The organism is Thermomonospora echinospora (assembly GCF_900108175.1).
Classification (GTDB): domain Bacteria; phylum Actinomycetota; class Actinomycetes; order Streptosporangiales; family Streptosporangiaceae; genus Thermomonospora; species Thermomonospora echinospora.
Genome location: NZ_FNVO01000007.1, coordinates 167,129 through 190,385, shown reverse-complemented (window position 1 = coordinate 190,385; position 23,257 = coordinate 167,129). Strand labels below are relative to the sequence as shown.

General features: G+C 73.2%; 17 protein-coding genes. 10 read left to right on the top strand and 7 right to left on the bottom strand.

The annotated features are described in order from the left end of the window. The first annotated feature begins 4 nt into the window (after positions 1–4). Positions 5–712 carry a class III extradiol ring-cleavage dioxygenase family protein gene (locus C4U03_RS18380; RefSeq protein WP_103939018.1) on the top strand — a complete coding sequence of 236 codons (708 nt, stop codon included), beginning with the start codon at positions 5–7 and terminating at the stop codon, positions 710–712. On the opposite strand, the gene C4U03_RS18375 is transcribed toward C4U03_RS18380, so the two are convergent. After that, positions 709–924 carry an antitoxin gene (locus tag C4U03_RS18375; protein WP_103939157.1) on the bottom strand — a complete coding sequence of 72 codons (216 nt, stop codon included), beginning with the start codon at positions 922–924 and terminating at the stop codon, positions 709–711. The two genes, C4U03_RS18380 and C4U03_RS18375, sit on opposite strands and share 4 nt — an antisense overlap. Positions 925–1,014: 90 nt before the next feature. Here C4U03_RS18375 and miaA point away from each other — a divergent pair, with 90 nt between their 5' ends. Together miaA and dapF are read left to right on the top strand one after the other, a co-directional pair. Continuing rightward, positions 1,015–1,929 carry a tRNA (adenosine(37)-N6)-dimethylallyltransferase MiaA gene (gene miaA, locus C4U03_RS18370; protein WP_103939017.1) on the top strand — a complete coding sequence of 305 codons (915 nt, stop codon included), beginning with the start codon at positions 1,015–1,017 and terminating at the stop codon, positions 1,927–1,929. Positions 1,930–1,938: 9 nt separating this feature from the next. Beyond that, entirely contained in the window at positions 1,939–2,760 is an 822-nt protein-coding gene (gene dapF, locus C4U03_RS18365; RefSeq protein WP_103939016.1) for a diaminopimelate epimerase, read from the top strand. A gap of 297 nt (positions 2,761–3,057) precedes the next feature. Here the strand turns inward: dapF and C4U03_RS18360 are convergent, their stop codons facing one another. After that, on the bottom strand, positions 3,058–5,097 hold the full coding sequence (locus C4U03_RS18360) for a sensor histidine kinase (RefSeq protein WP_103939015.1): 2,040 nt from the start codon (positions 5,095–5,097) through the stop codon (positions 3,058–3,060). 174 nt (positions 5,098–5,271) lie between these two features. Between C4U03_RS18360 and C4U03_RS18355 the strand changes: the two genes are divergently transcribed. The 5 genes from C4U03_RS18355 to C4U03_RS18335 all read left to right on the top strand — a co-directional run bounded on the left by C4U03_RS18355 (position 5,272) and on the right by C4U03_RS18335 (position 12,760). After that, a complete protein-coding gene (locus tag C4U03_RS18355) occupies positions 5,272–6,882 on the top strand; it encodes a S1 family peptidase (protein WP_103939014.1) in 1,611 nt (536 codons plus the stop codon). Positions 6,883–7,129: 247 nt separating this feature from the next. Beyond that, positions 7,130–8,116, top strand: a complete 987-nt coding sequence (locus C4U03_RS18350; protein WP_103939013.1) for an ABC transporter permease — start codon at positions 7,130–7,132, stop codon at positions 8,114–8,116. A gap of 29 nt (positions 8,117–8,145) precedes the next feature. Further along, complete coding sequence (locus tag C4U03_RS18345; protein WP_103939156.1) at positions 8,146–8,997, top strand: ABC transporter permease; 852 nt, start codon at positions 8,146–8,148, stop codon at positions 8,995–8,997. Next, positions 8,994–11,057, top strand: a complete 2,064-nt coding sequence (locus tag C4U03_RS18340) for a dipeptide ABC transporter ATP-binding protein (RefSeq protein ID WP_103939012.1) — start codon at positions 8,994–8,996, stop codon at positions 11,055–11,057. Before C4U03_RS18345 ends, C4U03_RS18340 begins: the two co-directional genes overlap by 4 nt. Next, entirely contained in the window at positions 11,054–12,760 is a 1,707-nt protein-coding gene (locus C4U03_RS18335) for an ABC transporter family substrate-binding protein (RefSeq protein ID WP_103939011.1), read from the top strand. Before C4U03_RS18340 ends, C4U03_RS18335 begins: the two co-directional genes overlap by 4 nt. On the opposite strand, the gene C4U03_RS18330 is transcribed toward C4U03_RS18335, so the two are convergent. The 5 genes from C4U03_RS18330 to aceB form a co-directional block, all read right to left on the bottom strand. After that, the gene (locus tag C4U03_RS18330) at positions 12,761–13,366 is read right to left on the bottom strand and encodes a hypothetical protein (RefSeq protein ID WP_103939010.1); all 606 of its coding nucleotides are present in this window, start codon (positions 13,364–13,366) and stop codon (positions 12,761–12,763) included. Positions 13,367–13,732: 366 nt separating this feature from the next. Continuing rightward, on the bottom strand, positions 13,733–15,013 hold the full coding sequence (locus C4U03_RS18325) for a (Fe-S)-binding protein (protein ID WP_103939009.1): 1,281 nt from the start codon (positions 15,011–15,013) through the stop codon (positions 13,733–13,735). Then, the gene (locus C4U03_RS18320) at positions 15,014–16,237 is read right to left on the bottom strand and encodes an FAD-binding oxidoreductase (protein ID WP_235017948.1); all 1,224 of its coding nucleotides are present in this window, start codon (positions 16,235–16,237) and stop codon (positions 15,014–15,016) included. It abuts the gene before it with no gap. A gap of 31 nt (positions 16,238–16,268) precedes the next feature. Then, complete coding sequence (locus C4U03_RS18315; RefSeq protein ID WP_103939008.1) at positions 16,269–17,717, bottom strand: FAD-linked oxidase C-terminal domain-containing protein; 1,449 nt, start codon at positions 17,715–17,717, stop codon at positions 16,269–16,271. A gap of 275 nt (positions 17,718–17,992) precedes the next feature. After that, positions 17,993–19,600, bottom strand: a complete 1,608-nt coding sequence (aceB, locus tag C4U03_RS18310) for a malate synthase A (protein WP_103939007.1) — start codon at positions 19,598–19,600, stop codon at positions 17,993–17,995. Between the two features lie 300 nt (positions 19,601–19,900). Here aceB and hflX point away from each other — a divergent pair, with 300 nt between their 5' ends. Further along, complete coding sequence (gene hflX / locus C4U03_RS18305; protein ID WP_103939006.1) at positions 19,901–21,394, top strand: GTPase HflX; 1,494 nt, start codon at positions 19,901–19,903, stop codon at positions 21,392–21,394. Positions 21,395–22,022: 628 nt separating this feature from the next. After that, a complete protein-coding gene (gene hutI, locus C4U03_RS18300) occupies positions 22,023–23,237 on the top strand; it encodes an imidazolonepropionase (RefSeq protein ID WP_103939005.1) in 1,215 nt (404 codons plus the stop codon). Positions 23,238–23,257: the final 20 nt, after the last annotated feature.

The window sequence follows — 23,257 nt, the reverse complement described above, 5'->3', positions numbered from 1 at the left end:
CCGGATGCTGATCGCGGCAGCGGTGTGCCCGCATCCGCCGATGCTGGTCCCGGAGCTGATGGGCGAGGCGGCGCCCGAACTCGACGGGCTGCGCGCCGCCTGCGCCGCGGCGCTGCGGCGGCTGCGCTCGGCCGATCCCGACCCGATCGTCGTCGTCGGCGGGGCGGACACGACGCGGGCCTTTGGTCCCGATGCCCGGGGCGACCTGCGGCCCTATGGATTGGACCTGCAGGTCGGCGGGGCGCCCGGCGGGCCGTGCCTGCCGCTGTCGCTGACGATCGGCGCCTGGCTGCTGCACCGCCTCGGCGGCGAGGGACTGGACTCGGGCCGGGTCCGCTACCAGGCCGTGGCGTCCGGCGCGTCCCCAGGCGAGTGCGCCCGGCTCGGCGTGGAGCTGGCCGGTGCCGGCCGGCGGGTGGGGCTGCTGGTGATGGGGGACGGGAGCGCCTGCCGGTCGCAGAAGGCGCCCGGCTATCTCGACGAGCGGGCCGCGCCGTACGACGCCGGGGTGGCGCGCGCCCTCGGCCGTGCCGACGCCGCCGCGCTGGCGGCCCTGGACCCCGGGCTGTCCGGGAAGCTTCAGGTGGCCGGGCGGGCGGCGTGGCAGGTGCTCGCCGGAGCGGCCGGCGAAGGGGCCTTCAGGGCCGAGCTGCTGGCGGACGAGGCGCCCTACGGCGTCGGCTACCTGGTGGCCGATTGGCTGCGGGCCTAGACACCCGGTGACTGCGGGGGCTGCCCGCCCGGCCGGGGCTGCCCGCCCTCGCGCTCGATGTACTCCTCGGCCCGTTGCCGGCCCTGGGCGACCTGGTCGGAGTACTTGCCGCCGGTGCGCTCGTCGAACTCGTCGCCGGCCTTGCGGACCCCCTCCCTGGCCCGGTCGGGGTGCTGGCCGAGCATCTGTTTGACCTTGCTGACGATCGACATGTGATCCCCCCCGAGATCGTGGTCGTCGGTGCCGGGCACGCCCGTGCGGCGCCCGAACACCCGACCCATACCCCCGCAGATGGCACAGTTATGCCTGTGACCTCATGGGATGTGATCGCCGTGGTGGGGCCGACGGCGGCCGGCAAGTCCGACCTGGCGGTGGAGCTGGCCCTGCGGCTGGACGGCGAGGCGGTCAACGCCGACTCCATGCAGCTGTACCGCGGCATGGACGTCGGCACCGCCAAGCTGACCGCCCGGGAGATGCGCGGCGTCCCGCACCATCTGCTGGACCTGTGGGAGGTGACCGAGACCGCCAGCGTGGCCGAGTATCAGTGGCGCTGCGCCCGGCTGGTCGAGGAGATCCGGGCGAGGGGCCGCACGCCGATCCTGGTCGGCGGCTCGGGGCTGTACGTGCGGGCGGCGCTGGACGAGATGGAGTTCCCCGGCACCGACCCGTCCGTGCGCGCCCGCCTGGAGAAGGAGCTGGCGGCGGTCGGCCCCGGTGCGCTGCACGAGCGGCTGCGCGAGCGCGACCCGCGGGCGGCGGCGGCGATCCTGCCCAGCAACGGGCGGCGCATCGTACGGGCGCTGGAGGTCATCGAGATCTCCGGCCGCCCGTTCACCGCCACCTTGCCCGAGCACCGCTACCGCTACGGCGCGGTCTTGCAGGTTGGGCTGACCGTGCCGCGCCCGGAGCTGGACGAGCGGATCGCGGTGCGGGTCGAGCGGATGTGGCAGGCCGGTCTCGTCGAGGAGGTACGGGCACTGGAGCGGGTGGGCCTGCGGGACGGCCTGACCGCCGGGCGGGCCCTCGGCTACGCCCAGGTGCTGCGGTTCCTGGCGGGGGAGTGGACCGAGGAACAGGCCAGGCAGGAGACGATCAGGGCCACCCGCCGCTTCGCCCGGCGCCAGGAGTCGTGGTTTCGCCGTGACCCGCGGGTGCACTGGCTTCCGTATGACGCCCCCGACCTGGTGGACCGCGCCCTTGCCCTGGTGGGCGCATAGGATCGGCGCATGCGTTTCCTCAAGGGGCACGGCACCGAGAACGACTTCGTGATCCTGCCGGACCCCGACGGCTCCCTCGACCTGAGCCCGGCCACCGTAGCGGCCCTGTGCGACCGCCGGGCCGGGATCGGCGCCGACGGCGTGCTGCGGGTGGTGCGGGCCAAGGCCGCAGGCGACCCCGCCGCCGAGGAGTTCGCCGGTGAGGCCGAGTGGTTCATGGACTACCGCAACGCCGACGGCAGCATCGCGGAGATGTGCGGCAACGGGGTACGGGTGTTCGCCCGCTACCTGGTGGACGCGGGCCTGGCGGCGCCCGGGGAGTGGGACGTGGCCACGCGCGGGGGGCTCAAGCGGGTGACGCTGGGTCCGTCCGGGGACGTCAGCGTGGACATGGGTCCGCCGGTCGTGCAGGGCGAGGGCCGGGCGCGCCTGGCGGACGGCGAGTACACGGGCCTGCGGGTCTCGATGGGCAACCCGCATCTGGCCTGCCCCGTCGACCGCCCCGTCCGGGACCTGGACCTGACCCGTGCGCCGGACGTGGACGCGGCGGTCTTCCCCGAGGGCGTCAACGTCGAGCTGTTTCGGACCGTCGGGGAGCACCATGTCGAGATGCGGGTGTACGAGCGGGGCTCGGGGGAGACCCGTTCCTGTGGCACCGGCTCGGTGGCCACGGCCGTTGCCGCGGCGGGCCCGGACATGCCCCCCGGCCGGTGGCTCATTGACGTTCCCGGTGGCCGTGTCACCGTGACTTTGGACGGGCGCACCAGCCACCTGAGCGGTCCCGCCGTCCTGGTCGCCGAGGGCGAGCTCAGGGACGACTGGCTGCGCTGACCGCGCCCGTCCCGCATGCCGGCGACGGGCGGGGCGGCGACAGGCCGGCCGGCCCAGGAACCGGCCGTTCCCGGCGGCGTGCCCTGGGCGGACGACCCGGCGGTTCCGGGACTGGAACGCCCAGATGACGCCCGGGATCCGTCCTGAAAAGGACGGGACGGCGGTCCCTCGGCACCGGGACCCCCGGGCGCCTAACTTTGACCGTGCACACCCTGTGGGAGCCGCGCGGACAGGGATGGGAGCCCCGATGTCCGTGCGGTGAGGGGGGCCGGTGACAACCTTCATGGCGGGGGGCGGTCACCGGCCCCTCGTGCTTTCGCCGCGCATTGTGCCATGGCGTTCGCCGTTTTGGTGCTCCCGCTCCGCCGCGACGGGCGTGCCGTTGATCGGCAGCCGGGCCTGGACCAGCGTCCCGCCGTCGGCCCCCGGCCCGATGGAGCAGGAACCGCCCAGCTCGGCGGCCCGCTCCCGCATCGAGGACAGCCCCACACCGGCCCGCGTGCTCGCCGGCAGGCCCCGCCCGTCGTCGGCGACGCTGACCTGTAGCTCGTTGGAGCGATCCAGTCTCACCAGCGCCGCTTTGGCCCCCGAGTGCCGCCGTACGTTGGTCAGCGCCTCCTGGACGATCCGGTAGGCGGCGACCTCGACGGCGGCCGGCAGGTTCTCCAGGTCTCCCTCGACCTGGACCTGGACCCGCAGGCCCTCCCGCCCGCCGGACGGATCGGCGGCGCCGTCGGCCAGCGCCCGGACGGCGCCGGCCAGGCCCAGGTCGTCCAGTGCGGGCGGACGCAGCCCGTACACCAGTTCGCGGATGTCGCCGATGGTCTGGCTCATGGTGGTGCGCAGGTTCTCCAGCAGCGGGTCCACCGCGGCCGGGTCGCGGTGCAGGGTGATGCGGGCGGCGTCCACCGTCATCGCCAGGCTGGCCAGCGTGGGCCCGAGCCCGTCGTGCAGGTCGCGGCGCAGCCGCCGCCGCTCCTCCTCGCGGGTTGCCAGGATGCGCTCACGGGACCGCTGCACGTCGGCGGTCAGCCGTACCGCGTTGGCCAGTTCGGCCAGGTTGCGGGCCATGACCGAGGCGATCCGGCGGTCGGGGACCTCGAGGGTGGAGAACAGCAGCCGGCCCACCGGCCGGCCGTGCCAGATCAGCGGGATCGCCTCCGGGTCCTCGCCCAGGTCACCGGCCTCGGCCATCGCCGCCCGGCCCTGGTGGCCGGTGACCTCCACCAGCACGCCGGTGGCGCGCAGCGCCTCGCGCACCGCCGCGGCGGCCACCGCCAGCGCGGCGGCCGGGTCGGAGGCGGTCTGCAGCCGCTGGTTGAGCCGGTCGGCGATCCGGTACGGGTCGCGCTCGCCGTGCAGCAGCCGGTCCACGGTGCGCTGCAGCCGCCGCCGCACCGGCTCGAACACCGCGCCGGCGGCGATGGCGCCCACCAGCCCGACCAGCGGCCCGCGCTCGGCGAAGAACAGGCTGGCCGCGCCGACCAGGGCGAAGTACACGCCGGTGATCACCACCACCAGCCCGGCATAGACCAGGGTCCGGCTGATCACCAGGTCGATGTCGTACAGCCGGTAGCGGGTGATGGCGATCGCGATGCAGATCGGCACGGTGGCGATGGTGATGTTGCGCAGCGGATCGCCGATGGGGGTGGTCTCGCCCACGTAGATGATGGTCTGCGCGAGCACCCCGGGGTAGATCACCCAGGCGATCTGACGGCGCACGTCGGCGGGCGAGCGCAGGAACCGGATGGCCACCGACACCAGGCTCGCCAGCAGCGTCCCGAGGATGACGACGCTGATCGCCAGGGGGATCTCCTGGAACGGGTAGACCGAGACCCCGTTGTGGAAGCGGCGCGCGTCCGGGTCGACGGTCAGGTGCACGCACACGATGAGCGGCACCGCGAACGCCGCCGCCAGCACGGGACGGAACCACCGGGACACCAGCCGCCCGTCCGGGAAGATCAGCGGCAGCACCAGGGTCAGCCCGAACGTGTCGATCGCCCACAGCCAGTAGCCCAGCCAGACGAAGAACCCCGCCCCCGGCCAGTGGCGCAACTCCAGCCAGGGGCCCAGGTTGAGGGACAGCACGTACACCGCGGCACTGAACCCGGCCACCAGCATCAGCCAGCCGACCCGCAGCCCGGGACGGTGCCGCAGCAGCAGCGCCGCCACCGGCGTCCAGGTCAGCGCGATCACGATCTCCGGATGCCACCACACCATCCGCCGGTCGGCCGGCACGTCCAGTCCCAGGCCCAGCGAAACGGCGACCAGCGCCGCGGCGGCCAGCGTGAGCAGGAGTGCCGCGCGGACCGCCCGGCGATCCCGCCCAGTCGTCACTATGTGCGCATCCTCCCGGAAATGTCTGCAGGCATCGTAGAACGTCCCGGTCACTGTCCTGCATAGATCGGGGCGGCCGTCTCATGACGGCGGGACAGCGGGCTCCCCACACTGGCCGAGCCGGTGCCCGACAAGGCGGGCCGGCTGGACGACAGGTAAGGGGAGCGGCGGAAGATGCGCAGGCTGATCAGTGCGCTGGTCGCGGTGGGGCTGGCAGTGCTAGCCGTGCCCGGCACAGCGTGGGCGGAGGAGAAGGAGGTGCCGCTGGCCACCCGGCTCGCGGCCAAGTCGCACCCAGCCGTCCAGCTGCTGGCCACCAACTACTCGGCGAAGCTGGCGGTGCCGACCATGGCGGCCAACGACGAGGAGGTCCAGAAGCTCGTCAAGGAGACCGTCGGCAAGGTGGTCCGGGGAGAGATCCCGCAGGACGAGCAGAGCCTCTACAAGTACATCCTGGAGCAGTGGGCCGCCGACGTGGACCGCTTCCTGCGGCCGGTCGCACCCGACCGCGTGGTGGAGGCCAAGGTCACCGGCACCTGCACGGGCTGGTGGGTGACGCCGGACGGCTACATGGTGACCGGGGCGCACTGCGTCAAGCCGGACACCGAGGAGCTCGGCAAGACGTTCGCCAAGCAGGCGCTCGACCAGATCAACAAGCAGGACGTGACCGAGCTGATCCAGGCCATCGCCCAGGAGGGCCAGGCCAGTGACGCCAACATCGAGAAGGCGACCGAGATCGTCGTCGAGTTCAACGCCAAGCACCTGAAGATCGGTGAGATCAGCCAGTCCACCGCGGTGCTGCAGAGCGTCCAGGGCGGTGGCGTGGACAAGACCGCCAAGGAGCTGCCGGTCGAGATCGTCACCGTCGGCGAGAGCTACCCGGGCAAGGACGTGGCCGTCCTCAAGGTCAACGGACAGCAGAACCTGCCCACGCTGGAGCTGGGCGCCGATGACGACGTGCAGGTCGGCGACACCTTCTACATCGACGGCTTCCCCGGCACCGTCACCAACAACGGCTCGCTGAGCCTGGAGAGCCGGCTGCAGCCGACCTTCACCCAGGGCCCCTACAACGCACAGCGCAGCACGCAGGGCGGGGTGCCCTACTACCAGACCCAGGCGCCGGCCTACGGCGGCAACTCCGGTGGCCCGGTGTTCAGCGACTCCGGCAAGGTCGTGGGGATCCTGATCGCGGGACTGAACGACGCCGGGGGCCAGTCCGCGCAGAACCAGCAGCTGGTGCTGCCGGTCAGCGTGGTCAAGGAGAAGCTGAACGAGAAGAACGTCAAGCCGGTGACCTCCGGCACCACCCTGTCCTACAACAAGGCGCTGGACGACTACTTCAAGCGGTACTACAAGCGGGCGCTGCCCGAGTTCCGCGCGGTGCAGGCCCTCAACCCCGGTCACCCGTACGTCGGCAAGTACATCAGCGACTCGCAGGCGGCCATCAACGCGGGCAAGGACGAGACCCCGCCCCCGCTGGTGACCTGGCTGCTGATCGGCGTCGCGGTGGTGGCCGTGGCGGGCGCCGTGGTCCTGGTGATCATGCTGGTCAAGCGCCGCTCGCGGCGCGGTCCGGGCGCCGGCCCGGGCACCGGGTTCCCCCCGGGCCCCGGCATGGTCGGCAACCCGGGCGACCCGTTCGGCGCGCAGCAGCCGGCCCCGCCGGTCGGCCCTCCGCCGGGCCAGCCCGCCTACCCGGGCGGTCCGCACACCGGCTCGCCGATGGCCCCGCCCCCGCAGCCGGGCGCTCCCGGGTACCAGCCGCCCTGGCCCGGCGCCCAGTAAGGCACCGGACCGGCACCCGGTGACTCCGGGAACCTGACAGGCACGACCCCAGGCGGCCCGCCCGCGGCTCACCCCGCGGCCGGGCCGCCTTCGTCATGCCCACCTTCGTCATGCCCACCGCCGTCATGCCCGCCGCGCCGGGATAGGCCGTGCGTAACGGATCCGCTGCGCCGCGTGCGCCATTTCCCTGCGCGATGCGTGATCACTCAGTAGCATGCTGTGCTGCCGTGTTCGCGAGGGGGGTGACATGGCGGGGTTCCTGGTCCGCAGGCTGCTCAACTACGGGGTGCTCGTCGTGCTCGCCGCCAGCCTCGCCTATCTGCTCGCGGCGGCGACGCTACGGCCGCGCGCCGAGTTCGCCGAGCGCAGCCCCCGGCCGCCGGCCGCCGTCGTCGACGCCCAGCTGACCGCGCTCAACCTCAACGACAAGACGCCCCTGGCGCGCCGCTACGCCACCTGGGCGAGCGGAGTGCTGCACGGCGACCTCGGCCGGACGCTGAACGGCGATCCGGTGGCCCCGGAGCTGCTGCGGCGCGCCCTCGTCAGCGTCCGGCTGCTGCTGGTGGGCACCGTGCTCGGCGGCGTGCTCGGCGTGCTGGCCGGCGCGTACGCGGCCGTCCGGCAGTACCGGCCGAGCGACCGGCTGATCACCGTCGGCTCGTTCGTGGTGCTGTCCACGCCGGTCTTCGTGCTGGCCGTGCTGCTCCAGCTGGGCGCCGAACGGGTCAACCAGGCCACCGGCGTGCGGATCTTCGAGTGGGTCGGGGAGTACACGCCGGGCCACGGCGCGGGGCCGCTGGCCCGGCTGGGCGGCCGGCTGCAGCATCTGGTGCTGCCGACCCTGGCGATCGTGCTGACCCAGGTCGCCGTCGTCAGTCGCTACCAGCGGCACCTGATGCTGGACGTGCTGGGCGCCGACTACGTGCGGACCGCGATGGCCCGGGGGCTGACCCGGCGCCGCGCGCTGCTGCGGCACGGCCTGCGCACCGCCCTGGCCCCGGTGACCACCTACTTCGCCTACACCTTCGGGTTCGTGCTGCTCGGCGCCATGTTCACGGAGAAGATCTTCGGCTGGCACGGGATGGGCGGGTGGCTGATCGACTCGGTGCACCGCGGCGACGTCAACGCCGTCGCCGCGGTCAACCTCCTGGCCGCGGTGCTGGTGCTGCTGGCCGGGCTGGCGGCGGACGCGGCGCACGGCCTCCTCGATCCCAGGGTCAGGACGGGCCGGTGACCACGACCTTCCGGGAACCGCCCGTCGGGATGCCCTCGCGCGGCGCCGACCTGGCGCGGCGCGTGCTGGCCGACCGCCGGGCGGTGCTGGGCCTGGCGCTGCTGGGCGCGCTGTTCCTGCTCGCCTTCGCCGGCCCGCACCTGGCGAAGTGGCACTGGACCGACACCGACTTCGCCGCGATGCGCGAGCCCCCCTCGGCCGGGCACTGGTTCGGCACCACCCAGAGCGGCCGGGACGTCTACGCCCTCACCCTGCGCGGCATGCAGAAGTCGCTGCTCATCGGGATCTGCGCGGCGGTGCTGTCGACTGGGCTGGCCGCGCTGGTGGGGACCGTGGCCGGCTACGCCGGCGGCTGGGCCGACCGGGCGCTGATGTGGGGGACCGACCTGCTGCTGGTGCTGCCGGCGTTCCTGGTGGTGGCGGTGCTGAGCCCGGCGTTCCGCGCCGCCTGGCCGCTGCTGGTGCTGCTGCTGGCGGCGTTCATGTGGATGGTCACCGCGCGGATGGTGCGGCAGATGACGATCTCGCTGAAGCGGCGCGAGTTCGTGCTGGCCGCCCGCTACCTGGGGGTGGGCCCCGCCCGGATCGTGGTCCGGCACATCCTGCCCCATCTGGGCTCGCTGCTGATCATCGACGGCACGCTGAACGTCAGCGTCGCGATCATCGCCGAGAGCGGGCTGTCGTACTTCGGGTTCGGGGTGCAGCCGCCCGACAGCTCGCTGGGCACGCTGATCGCCGAGGGCACCGGGGCGGCGACCACCTTCCCCTGGCTGTTCGGGTTCGCCGCCGGGCTGCTGGTGCTGATCGTGCTGGCGGTGAACCTGGTGGGCGACGGGCTGCGCGACGCCCTGGACCCCGCCGCGAAGGGCGGCGACCGGTGACGGTGCTGGAGGTCCGGGACCTGCGGGTGACCTTCCGGAACGGGACGGTGCCGGCCGTGCGCGGGATCAGCCTGGCCGTCGGCCGCGGCGAGGTGCTGGGCATCGTCGGCGAGTCCGGCTGCGGCAAGTCCGCCACCGCGCTGGCCCTCACGGGCCTGCTGCCGCCGGGCGCGCGGGCCACCGGCTCGGTGCGGCTGCGCGGCCGGGAGCTGATCGGGCTGACCGACGCCGAGCTGGCCCGGGTCCGCGGCCGGGACATCGCCATGGTGTTCCAGGACCCGATGTCCGCACTGACCCCCGTCCGCCCGGTGGGGGACCAGATCGCCGAGACCGTCCAGATTCACCAGGGCGCCGGCCGGACAGCCGCCCGCGCCCGCGCGGTGGAACTGCTGGACCTAGTGGGCGTCCCCGACCCGGCCCGCCGGGCCCGCGCCTATCCGCACGAGCTGTCCGGTGGCATGCGGCAGCGGGTCATGATCGCGATGGCCGTCGCCAACGACCCGGCGGTGATCGTCGCCGACGAGCCCACCACCGCGCTGGACGGCACCGTCCAGGCCCGGGTGCTGCGGGTGCTGCGGGCGGCCAGGGACGCCACCGGGGCCGCGATCGTCCTGATCACCCACGACCTGGGGGTGGCAGCCGGGCTCGCCGACCGGGTGATGGTGATGTACGCCGGGCGCGCCGTGGAGACCGGGCCGGTCGACGAGGTGTACGCCCGCCCTCGCATGCCGTACACCATCGGCCTGCTGCAGTCGGTGCCCCGCCTGGATGGCCGGCCGCCGTTCGCCCCGGCCGAGGACACGGCGGACAGGCCGCGGCTGGTGCCGATCGAGGGGCACCCGCCCGTCCCGGGGCGGCTGCCGGGCGGCTGCCCGTTCGCCCCCCGCTGCCCGGTCGCTGAGCCACGCTGTCGGGAGGCCGAGCCGGATCTGCGGCCGGTGGGCGCGGACGGCCGTGCCGTCGCCTGCGTCAGGGACATCCGCGACCCGGCGGGCGTCTACCCGCGGCCCGTCCCGCCGCCCCCCGCCGTGCCCGTCCCGTCCGACCGCCGGTGGCGGCGGCCGGTGCTGGAGGTGAGCGGCCTGACCCGCCACCATCCGCTGTACACGGGGGGCCGACTGCGACGGCGGACCGGTACGGTGCGCGCGGTCGACGGGATCGAGTTCGACATCCGCGAGGGCGAGACGCTCGGGCTGGTCGGCGAGTCCGGCGGCGGCAAGACGACCGCGCTGATGGAGATCCTGCGGCTGCGGGCCCCCCAGGCCGGGCGGATCGCCGTGCTCGGCCAGGACACCGCCACCCTGACCGCCGCCCGGCGCAAGGCGCTGCGCCGCGACGTCCAGGTGGTCTTCCAGGACCCGCTGGCCTCCCTCGACCCGCGGATGCGCGTCGCCGACATCCTCGCCGAGCCGCTGACCGCGCACGGTGCGCGGCGGCGCGCGGCCGCCGGCCGGGTCGGCGAGCTGCTGGCGCTGGTCGGGCTGGGGGCGGAGCTGGCCGGCCGGTACCCGGGGAACCTGTCGGGCGGGCAGCGGCAGCGGGTCGCCATCGCACGGGCACTGGCCACCGAGCCCCGGCTGGTGCTGCTGGACGAGCCGGTCTCCGCGCTGGACGTGTCGGTCCAGGCCGGCGTGCTCAACCTGTTGGAGGACCTGAAGGCGCGGCTCGGCCTGGCCTACCTGCTGGTGGCGCACGACCTGGCGGTCGTCCGGCACGTCGCGGACCGGGTCGCGGTGATGTACCTGGGCCGCATCGTGGAACTGGGCGAGGTGCCGCAGGTCTACCACAGGCCCGCGCACCCCTACACCCGGGCGCTGCTGTCGGCCGTCCCGGTGCCCGACCCCCCGCGCGAGCGGCGCCGTCGTTCGGTGGCGCTGCCCGGCGACCGGCCCGACCCCGCCGATCCGCCCGCCGGCTGCCGGTTCCGCACCCGCTGCCCGCGGCACGCCGCCCTGGATCCGGTCCGGGCGCGCCGCTGCCTGCAGGTCGATCCCGAGCCGGTGCGGGTCGGCGACGACCAGCTCACCGCGTGCCACTATCCGGAGGCGATGACCCCATGAGATTTCGGGCCCGATCCGTGCCCGCCGTGGCCGGGCCGGCCGGTCTGCTGGTCGGTCTGCTGCTGGTGGCGGGCTGTGCCGTCGACACCGGGAGGGAGCGGATGCCCGACGACATGTCCGCGCTGCCGGCCTACGACGTCAACCCGATGCCCCGCGAACGGCTGCGCGCCGGGGGCACGTTGCGCTGGCCGATGCCCGAGTTCCCGACCCAGTGGAACTTCCACCATGTCAACGGCTCCAAGGGCGTGGTCAACGAGGTCCTGCAGGGGGTGATGCCGTACCTGATGCGCTCGGACGCCAAGGGCGTCTCGCACCCGGTCCCCGAGTACCTCGCCGACGTCGAGGTCACCACCGCGCCGGCCCAGGTGGTCACCTACACCATCGACCCCCGGGCGCGGTGGTCGGACGGCACCCCCATCACCTACCGGGACTTCGCCGCCCAGGCGCGGGCGCTGTGCGGCCGGGACGGCCGCTACCAGGTCGCCGCGGTCACCGGCTACGACCGGATCGCCTCGGTGCGGCGGGGCCGCCACGACCGGCAGGCGGTGGTCACCTTCGCCCGCCCGTTCGCCGACTGGCGGGCGCTGTTCACTCCGCTCTACCCGGCGGCGACCGGCGCCCAGCCCGCGGTCTTCAACGGCGGCTGGCTGAACCGGCTGCCGGTCACCGCCGGCCCGTTCAAGGTGGAGGCCATCGACCGGACCGCCAAGACGATCACCATCGTCCGGGATCCGCGCTGGTGGGGCCGGCCCGCCCGGCTGGACCGGATCGTGTTCCGGGTGCTGGACCCCGGCGCCGCGCCCGGCGCCTTCGCCAACGGCGAGGTGGACGTGCTGGACGCCGGCGGCGACGCCGGCGCCTACCGCCGGGCGCTGCGGGTGCGGGGCGCGGTGATCCGCCGCGCGGCCGGCCCGGACTGGCGGCACCTGACGTTCAACGCCGGCGGCCCGATCCTGTCGGACGTACGGGTCCGTCAAGCGATCATGAACGGGATCGACCGGCGGGCACTGGCCGAATCCGATCTGAAGGACATGGACTGGCCGGTCGAGGTGCTCGGCAACCACTTCTTCATGCACACCCAGACCGGCTACCGGGACAACGCCGGGGAACTGGGCCGCCACGACCCGGCGCGGGCGAACCGGCTGTTGGAGGAGGCGGGCTGGCGGCGGGCCGGGCGGTACCGCGTCAAGGACGGCCGGACGCTGGCGGTGCGCTTCGTGGTGCCCGCCACCCAGCACGTCAGCAAGCGGGAGGGCGAGTTGGTGCAGGCGATGCTGGCGCGGATCGGGGTGCGGGTCGACATCCGGCCGGTGCCGACCGACGACCTGTTCGACCGCTACGTGCTGCCCGGCAACTTCGACATCGTCCCGTTCTCGTGGCTGGGCACCCCGTTCCCGGTCTCCTCCAACCGGGCGGTCTTCGCGACCCCGCGGGGCGGCAGCATCCAGCAGAACTACTCGCGGATCGGCTCACCGGCCCTGGACGCCGCCCTGGACCGGGCCGTGGCCGAACTCGACCCGGTCAAGGTCCGGCGGCTGGTCAACGAGGCCGACCGGATGGTGTGGCGGCAGGCGACCGTGCTGCCGCTCTACCAGCGTCCGCAACTGCTGGCGGTGCGCGGGGACCTGGCCAACTTCGGCGCCCGGGGCTTTTACGACCTGGCGTATGAGGACATCGGGTTCACCGCGCCGGCGAGCCGCTGATCAGGGCAGCGGGACCTCGATGCCCCGGCGGTCGCTGGTGAAGCGCGCGTTCCACACGTACAGCCGGATTTCCTCGCCGACGCGGGGGTCGACCGGCAGGTCGGTGGCGATCCGCACCAGGTAGGAGGCGCCGGGCGGCATCAGCGCGTCGCCGTCCTGGACGATCGGGGCGGCCGAGCCGTTCAGCCGTGCGATGACCTGGCTGTGGTTGGGCAGCGTGCACATGTCCTTGGGGACGCCCGGCTGCGGCATGCACCGCTGGCGCGCGGCCGAGGGCACGTACTTGAGCGGCAGGAACAGGTCGGCGGGGAAGTCCAGCAGGACGGGCTGCTGCTGGTTGTTGGTCAGCACGTACTCGGCGTAGGCGTAGGCGGTCCCCGAGGGGGCGGCCGTGCTGCGTGACAGCGGCTTTCCGGCGGTGCCGGTCCTGGCCGCGCCCAGCCCGTACCCGTAACCCTCCGGGGTGGTGACGCTCAGCGTCGGCCCGGTCCTGGGGGCGTCGGACGGCTCGGCCGGACCGCCGCTCGGCCCGGGGCCGTCTTGGACGGCGGCGTTCGACGAGGTCTGCGGCTCGGTGTCCGGCTTGAGCGCGACGTAGCCTGCCACGACGGCGCCGACTCCGAGGACCCCGGCGAGTGCTCCGGCGAGGCCGATTCTTCCGGCGTGGCTCTTCCGGCGACGGCGACGGCGGCGGTGCGGGCGGTGGCTGTTCGACATCGGTTCGTCCCCGGGTCCGTGAGTGCGTCCGGCCTTGCCGTGACGCCTGTGCGCGTTCCTGGTGTCGGCCTGCCGCCGTTTCTCCCAGAAGGGTCACGGTCATTTCACGTTCATCGAACGGTTGTGAAAAGACCGTTGCGGCTCAGGGCCAGACACAATACAGCAGACCCTCACGGACCGGGTGCGCCCACCCCCGGCATTGGACGATGTGTCAGTAGCGCTCATGTGTCAGTAGCGCTCATGTGTCAGTAGCGCTCAGCGGAACAGCGGCCCGCGGCCCAGCCCCCGCAGCGAGGCGTCCAGCACCTGCGCGGTGTGCGCCACGGCGATCTCCTCGCCCCGGCGGCGCAGCGCCGTGGCGATCTGCATCGAGCAGCCGGGATTGGCGGCCACCAGCAGCTCGGCCCCGGTGTCGCGGACGCCGGCCGCCTTGCGGTCGCCCAGCTGTGCCGCCGCCTCGGGCTGCAGCAGGTTGTAGGTCCCGGCCGAGCCGCAGCAGATGTCGGGGTCGGCGATCTCCCGCACGGTCAGCTCGGGGATCCCGGCCAGCAGCGCCCGGGGCTGGACCCGGATGCCTTGGGCGTGGGACAGGTGGCAGGCGTCGTGGTAGGCCACCGTCACGGGTACCGGGTGGCGCTCGGCGCGCGGCCCCAGCTCGACCAGGAACTCGGCGAGGTCGCGGGTCTTGCGGCTGAACGCCTCGGCCCGCGCCGCCCAGACCGGGTCGCCGGCCAGCAGTTCCCGGTACTCCTTCATGACCGAGCCGCAGCCCGCCGCGTTGACCACGACGACGTCCACCGACTCGAACGCGGCGATGGTCCGCCGCGCGAACCGCAGGCCCTCCTCCTGCCGCCCCGAATGCACCGACAGCGCCCCGCAGCAGCCCTGGCCGCGCGGGATGACCACGTCACAGCCCTCCATCGCCAGTACCCGCGCGGTGGCGGCGTTGACGCCGGGGAAGAACTCCCGCTGGACGCAGCCGGTGAGCATCCCGACCGTGGCCCGGCGCCCGCCGCGCGCGGCCACCCGCTCCGGCAGCCGCGGCGCCCGCCCCAGAGGAGGCGCGAGCCGTTCCATCGCCGCCAGCGCGGGGGACAGGCGCTCCAGCACGCCGGTGCGCTCGACCAGACGGTCCAGGCCGGTGCGCTGGTAGAGCCGCAGCGGGCCGCGCAACGCGTGCAGCCGGCGCGGGTAGGGGAACAGCCGGAAGATCAGCTCGCGGACGGCCCGCTCCCCGGCCGGCCGGGAGTGCTCCCGCTCCACCTGTGCCCGGGTCTGCTCGATCAGCCGGTCGTACCGGACGCCCGACGGGCAGGCCGTCACGCACGCCATGCAACCCAGGCAGCGGTCGAAGTGCTCGACCATCGGCAGGCCGAGAGGCTCGCCCTCCAGATGCTGCCCCATGAGGTGGATACGGCCGCGCGGCGAGTCCATCTCCTCGCCCCACAGCACGTACGTGGGGCAGGTCGGCAGACAGAACCCGCAGTGCACGCAGTCGTCGACCAGCGGGCGCAGCTCCTCGTCCCGGGACGTCATTCAGATCCCTCCTGCGAAACGACCGGGTGAAAGCCGGTGGCCGGGGTCGAACTGGTCCTTGACCCGCCGCATCAGCGGCAGGGCGGGGACGGGGCCCCACAGGTCGATCTCCTCGCGGACGGCCTCGGGGGCGTAGCGGACCACCGCGCCGCCCGGCAGCGGGGCCAGCACGCGCCGCAGCCTGGCCAGCGGGCCGGCCACGGCCGGCGGCTCGCCGGCCTCCAGCCCGACATGCCATCCGCCCACGCCCGCCGACCCGCGCAGCACTGCCCCCGCGCAGCCGCCCTCCGCCAGCTCGGCCACGATCCGGGGGAGCGCGGTCGGCGGGGCGGTGACCTCGACCAGCGTGCTGCCGCCGGGGTAGGCGCCCCACCAGTCCGGCGGCGCGTCGGCGACGTCGGCGGCCGGGCCCAGCAGCTCCGCCACCGCGGCGGCGCGCGCGCCCACCCCCTGCTGGACGCCCTCCACCAGGACGCCCACCGTCACTGGGCCGCCGATCACGGTGTCGACCTCGATTGCGCTCGGCACGTGGTGGGAGTGCAGCACCTGCTGGACGGCTTGGTACGCCTCACGCACCCCGCCGAAGCCGGCGGTGACGTACGCCCGCGCCTCGGGCAGCGGATGCAGCCGGAACGCGGCCTCCACGATCAGCCCGAGCGTCCCGAACGACCCGGTGAGTAGTTTGCCGAGGTCGTAGCCGGCGACGTTCTTGACGACCTTGCCGCCCGCCTTGGCGATCCGGCCGTCCGCCCTGACCATCGTCACGCCGATCAGCAGGTCGCGGGCCGACCCGTACAGCAGCCGGGACGGGCCGCCGGCCGCGGCGGCCAGCGTGCCGCCGACCGTGGAGCCGGGCAGCGGGACGTCCAGCGCGAGCCGCTGCCCGTGGGCGGCCAGCACCTCGGCCAGCCGGTCCACCGTCAGCCCGGCCTCCACCTTGACCACCAGGTCGCCGGCGGCGTGCTCAATCACCCGGTCCAGCCCGGTGGTGTCGACGAGCAGGTCGCAGCGCGCGGGCGGGCGTCCCCAGTCGAGCCGGGTCTCGTTGCCGCGCGGCACGACCGCCAGGTCCCGCTCGGCGGCGACCCGCATCACCTCGGCGGCCTCCGCCACCGTGCGCGGTGCGGCGACCATCGCCGGGAGCACTCCGAGAACACCCTCCTCGGGCAGGCCCTCCCGTACGTCCGCGCAGACCTCGCCCAGGGCCGACAGCACATCGCTCACCAGGACCGCACCTCCCCGACGCGGGCGCCCATCAGAACAGCTCCGCCTTCCCCTGCTGGACCAGCGGGTGCGGCTCCTTGCGCACCCCCGGCACCTCGCCGCACAGGCGGGGCGTCGGGAAGACCTTGCCGGGGTTGCACAGCCCGGCCGGGTCGAAGGCGCAGCGCACCATCTGCATGGTGTCCAGGTCGGTCTCGGTGAACATGCGGGGCATGTGGCGGGACTTGTCCACCCCCACCCCGTGCTCCCCGGTGATCGAACCGCCGTGCTCGATGCACAGGTCCAGGATCCGGCCGGAGAGCTCCTCGGCCCGCTGCCCGGCCCCCGGCTCGGAGTCGTCGAACAGCACCAGCGGGTGCAGGTTGCCGTCCCCGGCGTGGAAGACGTTGGCCACCCGCACCCCCGACTCGCGGGACAGCTCGTCGATGCGGGCCAGCACCCGCGGCAGCGCGGTGCGCGGGATCACCCCGTCCTGCACCAGGTAGGCGGGGCTGATCCGGCCGACCGCGGCGAACGCCGACTTGCGGCCCTTCCAGATCAGGTTCCGTTCGGCGTCGTCGGTGGCGATCCGGATTTCGAACGCGCCCGCCCGTCGGCACAACCGCTCTACCTCGGCGAACTGGTGCTCGACCTCCGCGGCCGGGCCGTCCAGCTCCACGATCAGCACCGCCCCGGCGCCGGGCGGGTAGCCGCACGCCACCGCCGCCTCGGCCGCCTCGATGGACAGCGCGTCCATCATCTCGATGGCCGCCGGCACCACCCCGGCCCCGATGATCGCCGACACCGCCGTGCCGCCCGCCTCGATCGAGTCGAACGCCGCCAACAGCGTCTGCACCGTCTGCGGCAGCCGGGTCAGCCGCACGGTGATCTTGGTGGTGATGCCCAGCGTGCCCTCCGACCCCACGAACGCGCCGAGCAGGTCATAGCCGCCCGTGTCCCGCCCGATCGTGGTGATCTCGCCGTCCGGGGTGACGATCTCGCAGGCCAGCACGTGGTGCGCGGTGAAGCCGTACTTCAGGCAGTGCGCCCCGCCGGAGTTCTCCGCCACGTTCCCGCCGATCGAGCAGATCTGCTGGCTGGACGGGTCGGGCGCGAAGTAGTACCCGTGCGGCCTGGCCGCCTTCGTCAGCTCTAGGTTGATCACGCCGGGCTCCACCACCGCCCGCTGGTTGGCGGGGTCGATCTCCAGGATCCGCCGCATCCGCGAGGTCACGATGAGCACGCCGTCCGTACGCGGCAGCGCGCCCCCCGACAGCCCCGTGCCGGAGCCGCGCGCCACGTAGGGGACGCCCGCCGTCACGCACTCCCGCACGATCGCGGCGATCTGCTCGGCGGTGTCGGGCAGCACGACGACACCCGGCATGGCCCGGTGGTACGTGAGCCCGTCGCATTCGTAGGTCCGCAACCGCACCGGATCGGTGATGACCCGCTCATCCCCGAGCACCTCGGTGAATCGCCGGGCCAGTCCCTCCAACCCCATCGCTTTGCTCCCGTCGTGCTGCCCCGCCCGCTACCCGTCCATGAACCTCAAGGTAACTCCACCCCTCATCGTCGTGTCGCTCCTGTCATCCCGCACCGCCCCTCGCGGTGGCCCTGCACCCGAAAGCGCCCAGGGCCACCGCGAGCGGGCCCGCGTGGTCGTGAGGAGGAGCGGTTCAAGATCGCGAGGAACGAGCGATCTTGAACCGTGACGACGAACGGCTGCGCGTCCCCAGGCCCGCTCGCCGTCGCGCCGGAGGCGCGACCGTGAGCGGGTCAGGGCATGCGCTCGTACGCCGGGAGGGTGAGGAACTCGGCGTAGTCGTCGGCCAGCGTGACCTCCTTGAACAGCGTCACCGCCTGGTTGTAGCGGGGCTCGTCGTAGGCCTCGCCCAGCTCGGCGCGGATGCCGGCGAGCTCCTCGTCCATGATCTGCTCGACCAGCTCCCTGGTGACCTGCCAGCCCTCCTTGAGGGTGACACCGTTGTGGATCCACTGCCAGACCTGGGAACGGGAGATCTCGGCGGTGGCGGCGTCCTCCATCAGGTTGTGGATGGCCACCGCGCCGCTGCCGCCCAGCCAGGTGGCCAGGTAACGCAGCGCCACGTCGATGTTGTTGCGCAGGCCCGCCTCGGTGATGTCGCCGGGGGTCTTGTCCACCGCCAGCAGGTCGGCGGCCGAGACCTTGACGTCCTCGCGCAGCCGGTCGCGCTGGTTGGGCGCCTCGCCCAGCACGCCGTCGAAGACCTCGCGGCAGACCGGCACCAGGTCGGGGTGGGCCACCCAGGAGCCGTCGAAGCCGTCACCGGCCTCGCGGGTCTTGTCGGCCCGCACCTTCTCCAGCGCGATCTTGTTGACCTCCTCGTCCCGGCGGGACGGGATGAAGGCGGCCATCCCGCCGATGGCGTGCGCCCCCCGCTTGTGGCAGGTGCGGACCAGCAGCTCGGTGTAGGCCCGCATGAACGGGGCGGTCATGGTGATCGCGTTGCGCTCGGGCAGCACGAACGCCGCGCCCCGCGAGCGGAACTTCTTGATCACCGAGAACAGGTAGTCCCAGCGGCCCGCGTTCAGCCCGGCGGAGTGGTCGCGCAGCTCGTAGAGGATCTCCTCCATCTCGAAGGCGGCCGGGATGGTCTCGATCAGCACGGTGGCGCGGATGGTGCCGCGCGGGATCTCCAGCTCGTCCTGAGCGAGGTTGAACACGTCGTTCCACAGCCGCGCCTCCAGATGGCTCTCCATCTTGGGCAGGTAGAAGTACGGCCCCTTGCCCTTGGCGAGCTGCCGGCGGGCGCAGTGGAAGAGGTACAGCCCGAAGTCGAACAGCGACCCCGACATCGGCAGCCCGTCCACCAGGACGTGCTTCTCCTCCAGGTGCCAGCCGCGCGGGCGGACCACGATGGTGGCCAGCTCCTCGTCGGCCTTGAGCGCGTACGACTTGCCGCTCTTGGGGTCGGTGAAGTCGATCGTGCGGTCGAGGGCGTCGCGCAGGCTCAGCTGGCCCTCGATCATGTTCTCCCACAGCGGGGTGTTGGCGTCCTCGAAGTCGGCCAGCCACACCTTGGCGCCGGAGTTGAGCGCGTTGATCGTCATCTTGCGGTCGGTCGGGCCGGTGATCTCCACCCGCCGGTCCTCCAGGCCGGGCGCCGGCTCGGCCACTCGCCAGCCCTCGTCGGCGCGCATCTCGGCCGTCTCGGGCAGGAAGTCCAGGGTGCCCCCGGCGGCCAGCCGCGCCTCCCGCTCGGCGCGGGCGGTCAGCAGCTCCTTGCGCCGCGCGCCGAACTCGCGCTGCAGGGTGGCCAGGAAGGTCAGTGCCTCGGGCGTCAGGATCTCGTCGTACCGCGCGTGGAGGGGGCCGGTGACCTCCACGCCGTCGGGTGCAGCCATCTGCCTTCCCTTTCGTATCGTGAAAACCAACTTCTGTTCAGTGGAACGCTACTGCCCGGTATTCGTCTCGGTCAAAGCGGGTCCCCCTCCAACGCATCCGTTACCGCCGCCGCTCGCGCCAGGGGCCCGCACCTACCTCATGTCCCCAGACCGGGCCGTCTGTCACCTCGCCGGGCCTGGCCGCCGGGGTTGGGAGGGGGCGGGGCGGGGAACGGCCGATAAACACATGGCCACACGGCCCCACGACATGGCACGATCGGCGGGAAGAACCGGCCGTCGATCGGCGTTGCTAGAGGACATATGACATCTGCTTCCTTTCAAGACCCACAGGTCCGCCGCGACGACCGGCACGACGAGGCCTTCATCGATGAGCCCGGGGACCTCCGGGACGAGTTCGCCGCCGAGGACGACCCGCTGACCGGCGACCTGGACTTGGCCGACCGCCAGGCGCTGCGCCGGGTCGTCGGGCTGTCCACCGAGCTGGAGGACATCAGCGAGGTCGAGTACCGGGCGCTGCGGCTGGAGCGCGTCGTGCTCGTCGGCGTGTGGACCGAGGGCAACGCCCAGCAGGCCGAGAACTCGCTGCGCGAACTGGCCGCGCTCGCCGAGACCGCCGGCTCCCAGGTGCTCGACGGCCTGATCCAGCGGCGCGCCAAGCCCGACGTGGCCACCTACATCGGCTCCGGCAAGAGCGCCGAGCTTGCCGAGATCGTGCGGGCCACCGGCGCCGACACCGTCATCTGCGACGGCGAGCTGTCGCCCAGCCAGCTGCGCCATCTTGAGGAGATCGTCAAGGTCAAGGTCATCGACCGGACCGCGCTGATCTTGGACATCTTCGCCCAGCACGCCCGCAGCCGCGAGGGCAAGGCTCAGGTCGAGCTGGCCCAGCTGGACTACCTGCTGCCCCGACTGCGCGGCTGGGGTGGCAACCTGTCCCGGCAGGTCGGCGGCCGGGCCGCCGGCGGCGTCGGGATCGGCGGCCGCGGCCCTGGTGAGACCAAGATCGAGCTGGACCGCCGTCGGATCCGCACCCGGATGGCCAAGCTGCGCCGCCAGATCGCGGAGATGTCCAAGTCCCGCGACACCATGCGCAGCGGCCGGCGCCGCAACCGGATCCCGTCGGTGGCTATCGCCGGCTACACCAACGCCGGCAAGTCCTCGCTGCTCAACCGGCTGACCGGGGCGGGGGTGCTGGTGGAGGACGCGCTGTTCGCCACCCTGGACCCCACCGTGCGCAAGGCCCAGACGCCGGGCGGGCGGCCGTTCACGCTGGCCGACACCGTCGGGTTCGTCCGGCACCTGCCGCACCAGCTGGTCGAGGCGTTCCGCTCCACCCTGGAGGAGGTCGCCGACGCCGACCTGATCGTGCACGTGGTGGACGGCTCCGACGCCTGGCCCGAGGCCCAGATCGACGCGGTCCGCGAGGTGCTGCGCGAGATCGGCGCCGACAAGGTGACCGAGCTCGTCGCGATCAACAAGGCCGACGCCGCCGATCCGCTCACCCTGGCCCGGCTGCGCCGCCGCGAGAAGAACAGCGTCGTGGTCTCCGCCCGTACCGGCGCCGGCATGGACGAGCTGATGGCCGCCATCGAGGCGGACCTGCCGGGACTGGACCGGGAGGTGCGCGTCGTGCTGCCGTACCAGCGGGGCGACCTGGTGGCGCGGGTCCACGAACTGGGCGAGGTGCTCTCCCAGGAGCACACTGCCGAGGGTACCCGGCTGCACGCCCGCGTCCCGGCCGGGCTGGCCGTCGAGCTCGACGGTTACGCCGCGGCCGAGGCCGAGACGGTCTGAACCCGCCCGGACGCCCGGGGTGGCGCTCGCGCCGCTCCGGGGCCGGGGCGTCCTCGGCTGGAGGTGGTTCGCCACCGTCGGCCCGTTTTGTCCCGATTGTCGGGAGCAACCCGAATCGGTGGTCGCCCGTTGGTTACACCTTGGGAATTCGTCTTGACGGATCCGTGCGAATCCGTACGGTCTGAATGACCGAGGGCGGGTGGCCGCGACACCGGAACATGCCCGGGTATTTTATGCGATTCTCATGTCCAGTGAGAGTTTTGTCGGGTTCGATGGATGTCGGCGGACGAGTCGGGAAAGTGATGAGCGTGCTGTCGTACGTGAGGACCCGCGGGCCGGCTCGGCGCGTCCGCCGGGCCCCCGCCACGTGCGGGCGCGCCCCCTCCCGGCGGCTGTGGCCGCGCACAGGGGCGGCCTCGGGAGGTTGTCGCCCGGCCCTCGGGTGGACTACCGTGTCGAAACCGATATCTCCGGTCTCGTCGCTCCAGGTGGTCACACGACCACCCGACCCCCCAGGCGGTGACTCGCCGGCATCCAGTCGGCGGATCCGATCGAGAGCAGGTGACCCACTGTATGGCGTCCGGTTCAGCGCCTGGTGGCGCATTGCCGTATCCGGGTCGGTGACCCGATGACGGTACGGCTGTTGACGAACATCGGCAGGCTCTGGACGGGCACCGATGTGTGCAGCAACGCCGCCATCCTCATCCACGACGACCGGATCGTGTGGGCCGGTCCCGCCGCGGATCTGCCGCAGAGCGTGCCCGGCGTCATCGACGACATCGTCGACGTCGACCATGTGGAGAACCTGGGCGGCGGGCTGGTCACCCCCGGCCTGATCGACGCGCACTCCCACCCGGTCTACGCGGGCAACCGGTGGGCCGAGCTGGCCATGCGCACCAGCGGCTCCACCTACTCGGAGATCGCCGCCGCCGGCGGTGGCGTCAACTCCACCGTCACCGTGACCCGCGGCACCGACCCCTGGACGCTGTGCAACGGTGTCCGGGAACGGCTGCGGCAGTGGATCGAGAGCGGCACCACGACGGTGGAGGCCAAGACCGGCTACCACCTGACCCGGGACGGCGAACTGGCCGACATCCGGATGCTGCGCTCGCTGGAGAGCGAGCCGTCCATGCCGCGCATCCACGCCACCCTCCTGGCCGCCCACATCCTGCCGCCGGAGTACTTCGGTCGCCGCCGCGACTACGTCGAGGCGGTCCGCCAGTGGAGCGTCGACGCCGCCACGGCCGGGGCCGAGAGCGTCGACGTCTACTGCGACGAGGGCCACTTCACGCCCGAGGAGGCCCGCGTCCTGCTGTACACCGGCAAGCGGGCCGGGCTGAAGGCGCGCATGCACGCCTGCGCCAACGAGCGCACCGGCGCCGCGCAGGTCGCCGCCGAGGTCGGCTGCGCCTCCGCGGACCTGCTCACGCACGCCAACGACGAAGACATCAAGGCGCTCGCGCACGCCGGCGTCACCGCCACCGTCTGCCCGGGCAGCGCCCTCAACAGCGAACGGCCGCCGGCCCCGGTGCGCAAGATGCTCGACCGTGGCGTCACCCTCGCGCTGGGCACCGACCACAACCCCGGCCAGTGCGGCATCACCTCGATGCCCCTGGTCATCGGCCTGGCGGTGGCCATGTTCGGCCTCAGCGTCACCGAGGCCCTGCGCGCGGCCACCCTCGGCGGCGCCGCCGCGCTGCGAGTCGGCGACCGCGGCACTTTGGCCCCCGGCATGATGGCCGACATCGTCCTGTGGGACGCCGACCACGAGGGCGCCTTCGCCTGGGCCTTCGGCCTGCGCGCCCTGCGGGTCTGGCGCGGCGGCACCCCCGTCCTGCACTGACCGCTCCCGGCCCCCGGCGC